Origin of the sequence: Promicromonospora sp. NPDC060204 (assembly GCF_042728455.1) — a bacterium.
GTDB lineage: Bacteria > Actinomycetota > Actinomycetes > Actinomycetales > Cellulomonadaceae > Promicromonospora.
The window spans coordinates 1-5,804 of sequence record NZ_JBHWZO010000339.1; the positions used below are offsets into that span (position 1 = coordinate 1).

Genomic DNA, 5,804 nt, shown 5'->3' on the forward strand with positions numbered 1-5,804 from the left:
ACCCTGAGGTGACCGGCCCGTCGTGCCGAGACTGCGCTCAGCGAGCTTCGATCAGGAGAACGACCCGCCGCAGGCGCATGCGCTGCCGGCGTTCGGGTTGTCGATCGTGAAGCCCTGCTGCTCGATGGTGTCCTTGAAGTCGATCGTGGCGCCCTCGAGGTACGGCACGCTCATCTTGTCCACGACGACCTCGACGCCGTCGTAGTCGCGCAGAGCGTCCCCGTCGAGCACCCGCTCGTCGAAGTAGAGCTGGTAGATCAGCCCGGAGCAGCCACCCGGCTGCACCGCTACGCGGAGGCGCAGGTCGTCGCGGCCCTCCTGCTCGAGCAGGCTACGGACCTTGCCCGCGGCGACGTCAGTGACGTTGACGCCGTGGGTAGCGATGTCCGTGGTGGTGTCGGTCATGTCATCTCCCGATCGTGTTCGACATACCGGTAGTCGATCCTTGAACGTTGCCAACTCTTCGGCTCGTCCGTCTGTTCCCGCGTTCCGGTCTGTTCTCAGATCGTACGCCCAGGTCTCGCCCGAGCCCATCACCGTTCCACGTGCGCGGCGTCACCTCCGCGGTCAGCGGGCCCAGCCCGGCGACCACGTCCGGGCCACGCGCGCGACGTCGTCGTCCGCCACCTCGTGCACCCCGCTGAGGCCCGCCGTGGACCACTCCCGCCTGCTCGCCTGGCTGCGTCCGGTGAGCACGACGACGGGGACGGCGTGCGGCGCGGCAGCGGCCGCCGCCTCCACGACCACTCCCCTGTGCAGCCCCTCGCCGTCGAGCAGCGTGACGTACGCCACTACGACGTCGGCGCGCGCGGCGGCGTCGGTCAGCGCCGCCTGCTCCGCCCGCGGCAGGGCCGACGAGGCGGGACCGGGCGGGGTCGGGCCGGGGTGGGCAGGCCCCACGTCCTGCGGCCCGACGGCGGCCGGCCGGCCCACCGGGATCGCCGGACCCGCCAGGAGCACGCCGCGGCCCGCGCCGTCGTCGTGCCCGCCGCCCGGCCCGCCGCCCGGCGCAGCGCCCGGACCGGCAGCAGACACAGCGGCGGCCGCGGGCACCCGGACGGCCCGCGCCTCGGTGCCGGCGTGCGGCGCGGCGGCATGCCACGCGGAGGCCAGTCGCTCGGCGTCGGGCAGGGTCTCGGCAAGCAGCAGCACGTGCACGAGAGGCATCGTGGCATCGTCCGGTCAAGGTGTCACCACCGCGTGTCATGATGGTGACCGTGAGCACCCTGCTGGCTGAATACTCCGGCTTCTCCGAGCCCGCGTCGTCCCCGTTGCTGCTGCTCGGCCAGGGGCGTGACCTGGCCTCCGAGCGCGGCGTGGAGTGTACGGGCGAGCTGCCCGCACCGAGCGACCCGGACCTGGTGGACCGGGCCCGTGCCGCACGAGCCGCCCTCGGCAGCCGCGCGTTCGTGCTGGGCCACCACTACCAGCGCGACGAGGTCATCGACTTCGCCGACGTCACCGGCGACTCCTTCAAGCTCGCGCGCGAGGCGGCCGCCCGTCCCGAGGCCGAGTTCATCCTGTTCTGCGGCGTGCACTTCATGGCCGAGAGCGCGGACATCCTCACCTCGGACGCGCAGCAGGTCGTGCTGCCGGACCTCGCGGCCGGCTGCTCCATGGCCGACATGGCCGCGATCGGCCAGGTCGAGGAGGCGTGGGCCGTGCTGCAGGACGTCGGCATCGCCGACTCCACGATCCCCGTCACCTACATGAACTCGTCGGCCGCCATCAAGGCGTTCACCGGGCGCCACGGCGGCACCGTCTGCACCTCCTCCAACGCGGAGGTCGCGCTGCGCTGGGCGTTCGACCAGGTGGGCGGCATCGACGGCACCGGCAAGGTGCTCTTCCTGCCCGACCAGCACCTGGGCCGCAACACCGCGGTGCTGGAGCTGGCGATGTCGCTGGACGAGTGCGTGGTCTTCGACCCGCGCAAGCCGAACGGCGGGCTGACCGACCAGGAGCTGCGTGACGCCCGGATGATCCTGTGGCGCGGGCACTGCTCGGTGCACGGCCGCTTCTCGGAGCAGAACGTCACCGACATCCGCGCGGCGGTGCCCGGCATCAACGTGATGGTGCACCCCGAGTGCAAGCACGAGGTCGTCACCGCGGCCGACTACGTCGGCTCGACCGAGTACATCATCAAGCAGCTCGAGGCCGCCGAGCCCGGCTCCTCGTGGGCCATCGGCACGGAGCTCAACCTGGTCCGCCGGGTCGCCCGCGCGCACCCGGACAAGCAGGTGCACTACCTCGACTCGACGGTGTGCTTCTGCTCCACGATGAACCGCATCGACCTGCCCCACCTGGTGTGGGCCATGGAGTCGCTCGTGGAGGGACGCATGGTGAACCGGATCGTCGTGGACGCCGACGACGCCCACTGGGCGCGCGTGGCGCTCGACCAGATGCTGGCCCTTCCCGGAATCTGACCGGGCTGAGCGTGTGAGCGGCAACGGCGGGCTGCGCATCGGGATCTTCGTCTTCGACGGGGCGGAGGAGCTCGACGTCGTCGGGCCCTTCGAGGTCTTCGCGGAGTGGGGCTCCCACTCGCAGCTCCGGCCGACCGTGAGCACGTTCTCCTGGGACGGCGCCGGCGTGCGGCTCGCCAAGGGGCTGCGGATCCTGCCCGCGCACGGCGCGGACGACATGGGGCCGCTGCACGTGCTGGTCTACCCGGGCGGCCTGGGCACGCGGCCGCTTCTGGCCGAGCCCGGGCACCTGGAGTGGCTGCGCCAGATCCGCAAGCAGACCCCGATCCTGGCGAGCGTCTGCACCGGCGCCCTGCCCCTGGCCGCCGCCGGGCTGCTGGCGGGGCGTCCCGCCACCACCCACCACGAGCACTACGACGAGCTCACCGAGCTGGACCCGAGCGTGCTGGTGGACACCGAGGCGCGGTACGTGGACGACGGCGACGTGATCACGTCCGCGGGTGTCTCCTCCGGCATCGACATGGCGCTCCACCTCGTCGAACGCCTGGAGACGCCGGCCGTGGGGCGGCTGGTGCGCAACGCGATCCAGCACCCGGCGACGCCGTCGGGCACGTCCTGATCCGGCGTCCGGCCAGCACGCGGACCGGCGTCCGGGGCAGCGCCCGGCCGAGTGCCGGACAAGGTATCTGATACTGCCGGTTCCCGGTATAACCTCGGGCGCATGGCTCGCATGCTCCAGCTCACCTGGACCGGACTCTTCCCGCGCAAGGCCCGCCCCGGACAGACCCTGCTCGACCCGTCGGTCACCCGGATGCGCGTCGGACCCCTGGACCTCGACTCGTACCTGCACGTCAACAACGGCACGTACCTGCAGATGATGGACGTGGCGCGGAACAACCAGATCGCCGACCTCGGCATGTTCCCGATCGCCAAGGAGAAAGGCTGGGCCCCCGTGGTCGCGGCGTCGACCATCAAGTACCGGCGCTCCCTGCAGCCGTTCGAGCGGTTCGAGATCACGACCCGGATCCTGGGCTGGGACGAGCGCGTCTTCTACCTGGAGCAGGTCTTCACGCGGGGCGACAAGCTGTGCGCCCGCGGGATCGTCGCCAGCCGGTTCCTGGACCGCAAGGGCAACCGGATCTCGGCGCTCGACGTCGTCCGGGACGCGACCGGGCAGGACCTGCCCTCCCCCGAGCTCCCCGAGGACGTCGCGGCCTGGGCCCGCGCGATGGATGTCGCACCGCGCGAGCCCTCCGCGAAGAGCTAGCGGGAAGAACCAGCGGGTCGGGCTAGAGACCCTCGCCGATCTTGGTGAGCAGCAGCGCCTCGGCCAGCACGACGTTCTGCAGCTCGCCGAGGTGCACCGACTCGTTCGCTCCGTGCGCCCGCGAGTCCGGGTCCTCGACGCCGGTCACGAGGATCGCGGCGTCCGGGAAGATCTCGAGCAGGTCCGCGATGAACGGGATGGACCCGCCCACGCCGACGTCGACCGGCGGGGTGCCCCACGCCTCGGAGAAGGCGGCACGCGCGGCCCGCATCGCCGCCGTGTCGCCCGGGGCGAGGAAGGGCTTGCCCTGCTCGCCAGAGCGCCACGTGACCTGCGCGCCGAACGGCGCGTGCTTGGCCACGTGGGCGGCGAGGGCGGCGTCGGCCGCGACCGGGTCCTGGCCGGGCGCGAGGCGCAGCGAGACCTTCGCGGCGCAGCGCGGCGCGATCGTGTTGGACGCCTCCGCCACCGAGGTGACGTCCATGCCGATGACGGACAGCGCGGGCTTGGACCAGAGCCGTCCCGACAGCGTGCCCGTGCCGGCGAGCTCCGCTCCGTCGAGGAGCGAGGAGTCGGCCCGGAACTCGGCCTCGGAGTAGTCGACCTCGGGCTCGGGCGCGGTGACCAGGCCTTCGATCGCGACGTCGCCGGCCTCGTCGTGGAACGTCGCCACGAGGCGCGACATCAGGGTGACGGCGTCCAGCACCGCACCACCGAACATGCCGGAGTGCACCGCGTGGTCCAGGACCCGCAGCTCGATCTCGCCGTCGACCAGGCCGCGCAGCGACGTCGTGAGGGCGGGGACGCCCACCTTCCAGTTCGTGGAGTCGGCCACGACGATGACGTCGGCCGCGAGCAGGTCGCGGTACTGCTCCAGGAACGCGCGGAACGACGGCGACCCCGACTCCTCCTCGCCCTCCAGGAACACCGTGACGCCCACGGGCAGGTCCGCGCCGTCCGGCAGCCCGAGGGTACGCAGGGCGCCCAGGTGGGCCACGATGCCCGCCTTGTCGTCGGCCGCGCCCCGACCGTAGAGCCGCTCCCCCACCTGCGTGGGCTCGAACGGCTCGGTGTCCCAGGTCGCCGGGTCGCCCGGCGGCTGCACGTCGTGGTGCGCGTACAGGAGCACGGTCGGCGCACCCTCGGGCGCGGGCCGGCGCGCGACGACGGCGGGCGCGCCGGGCGTGCCGTCAGGGCGCGGGGCGGACAGGATCTGGACGTCCGGCAGGCCGGCGTCGCGCAGGAGCTGCGCCGTGGCGGCGGCGCTGGCGGCCACGTGCTTCTGGTCGAACGCGGCGGCCGAGACGCTCGGGATGCGCACGAGCGCCTCGAGGTCGGCCTGCAGGGCGGGGAACAGCTCGGTGACGCGGGCCCGGAGGGCCGCGGTGGTATCGGTGGTCACAGCCCCACGTTAACGGCTCGGAACCGGCCGCCGCCGGGAGCGATTAGGCTGGGAGGGTGTTCTCCCGCAGCAAGACTTCGACTCCAGACGGCGTGACCCCCGTGGGCGACTCCCCGGACGAGGTGACGGCGACGTCCGACACGACGTCGGGCGCCGCCGGCAAGGGCCGGCCCACGCCCAAGCGCAACGTCGCGCAGGCCGCGAACAAGCGTCCCCTGGTCCCGGACGACCGCCGGGCCGCGCGCAAGGCGCAGCGCGAGAAGTCGCGCGTCGACCGGGAGCGGTCCTACCAGGCGATGCAGACCGGCGACGAGCGGTACATGCCGGCCAAGGACAAGGGCCCGGTGCGCCGGTACGTGCGCGACTTCGTGGACGCGCGCTGGAACCTCGGCGAGTTCTTCCTGCCGGTCGCGTTCATCTTCCTGTTCGCCACGTTCTTCACGACGCAGTACCCGCAGCTCAGCATCTTCGTGATGCTCGGCCTGTACGGGTTCCTGTTCCTGACGATCGTCGACGTGTGGCTGCTGTGGCGTTCGCTGAAGAAGCGTCTGACGGCCAAGTTCGGCGAGGTCCCGCGCGGCCTGCTGATGTACACGGTCACGCGCGCCTACCAGCTGCGCCGGTCGCGGCTGCCCAAGCCGATGAGCAAGAAGCGCGGCAACTACCCGGAGTGATCCGGGACTGACACGACAGACCTGTGGCGAGGCGGAAC

Annotated in this window: 7 protein-coding genes; 4 read left to right on the plus strand and 3 right to left on the minus strand. The window is 72.2% G+C overall.

Going from position 1 to position 5,804, the window contains the following annotated elements; translation table 11 throughout:
* Positions 1–51 precede the first annotated feature (51 nt).
* Together erpA and ACFWEJ_RS26570 are read right to left on the minus strand one after the other, a co-directional pair.
* The gene (gene erpA, locus ACFWEJ_RS26565; RefSeq protein WP_020014294.1) at positions 52–405 is read right to left on the minus strand and encodes an iron-sulfur cluster insertion protein ErpA; all 354 of its coding nucleotides are present in this window, start codon (positions 403–405) and stop codon (positions 52–54) included.
* A 162-nt stretch (positions 406–567) separates the two neighbouring features.
* Positions 568–1,167: a hypothetical protein gene (locus ACFWEJ_RS26570; protein ID WP_377232175.1), complete on the minus strand. Its 600-nt coding sequence runs from the start codon at positions 1,165–1,167 to the stop codon at positions 568–570.
* A 41-nt stretch (positions 1,168–1,208) separates the two neighbouring features.
* Between ACFWEJ_RS26570 and nadA the strand changes: the two genes are divergently transcribed.
* The 3 genes from nadA (at position 1,209) to ACFWEJ_RS26585 (ending at position 3,690) form a co-directional block, all read left to right on the plus strand.
* Entirely contained in the window at positions 1,209–2,423 is a 1,215-nt protein-coding gene (nadA, locus tag ACFWEJ_RS26575; RefSeq protein ID WP_377232180.1) for a quinolinate synthase NadA, read from the plus strand.
* A gap of 13 nt (positions 2,424–2,436) precedes the next feature.
* Complete coding sequence (locus ACFWEJ_RS26580; RefSeq protein ID WP_377232176.1) at positions 2,437–3,042, plus strand: DJ-1/PfpI family protein; 606 nt, start codon at positions 2,437–2,439, stop codon at positions 3,040–3,042.
* Between the two features lie 102 nt (positions 3,043–3,144).
* Positions 3,145–3,690, plus strand: coding sequence for an acyl-CoA thioesterase (locus ACFWEJ_RS26585; RefSeq protein WP_377232177.1), 546 nt, complete (start codon positions 3,145–3,147; stop codon positions 3,688–3,690).
* A 22-nt stretch (positions 3,691–3,712) separates the two neighbouring features.
* Here ACFWEJ_RS26585 and ACFWEJ_RS26590 read toward each other — a convergent pair whose 3' ends face one another.
* Positions 3,713–5,092 carry a dipeptidase gene (locus ACFWEJ_RS26590; protein ID WP_377232178.1) on the minus strand — a complete coding sequence of 460 codons (1,380 nt, stop codon included), beginning with the start codon at positions 5,090–5,092 and terminating at the stop codon, positions 3,713–3,715.
* Between the two features lie 56 nt (positions 5,093–5,148).
* Between ACFWEJ_RS26590 and ACFWEJ_RS26595 the strand changes: the two genes are divergently transcribed.
* Positions 5,149–5,766, plus strand: a complete 618-nt coding sequence (locus tag ACFWEJ_RS26595) for a DUF3043 domain-containing protein (RefSeq protein WP_377232179.1) — start codon at positions 5,149–5,151, stop codon at positions 5,764–5,766.
* Positions 5,767–5,804: the final 38 nt, after the last annotated feature.

Coding starts and splice junctions, on each gene's coding strand:
- erpA (WP_020014294.1), bottom strand. CDS start 405: ATGACCGACACCACCACGGACATCGCTACCCACGGCGTCAACGTCACT.
- ACFWEJ_RS26570 (WP_377232175.1), bottom strand. CDS start 1,167: ATGCCTCTCGTGCACGTGCTGCTGCTTGCCGAGACCCTGCCCGACGCC.
- nadA (WP_377232180.1), top strand. CDS start 1,209: ATGGTGACCGTGAGCACCCTGCTGGCTGAATACTCCGGCTTCTCCGAG.
- ACFWEJ_RS26585 (WP_377232177.1), top strand. CDS start 3,145: ATGGCTCGCATGCTCCAGCTCACCTGGACCGGACTCTTCCCGCGCAAG.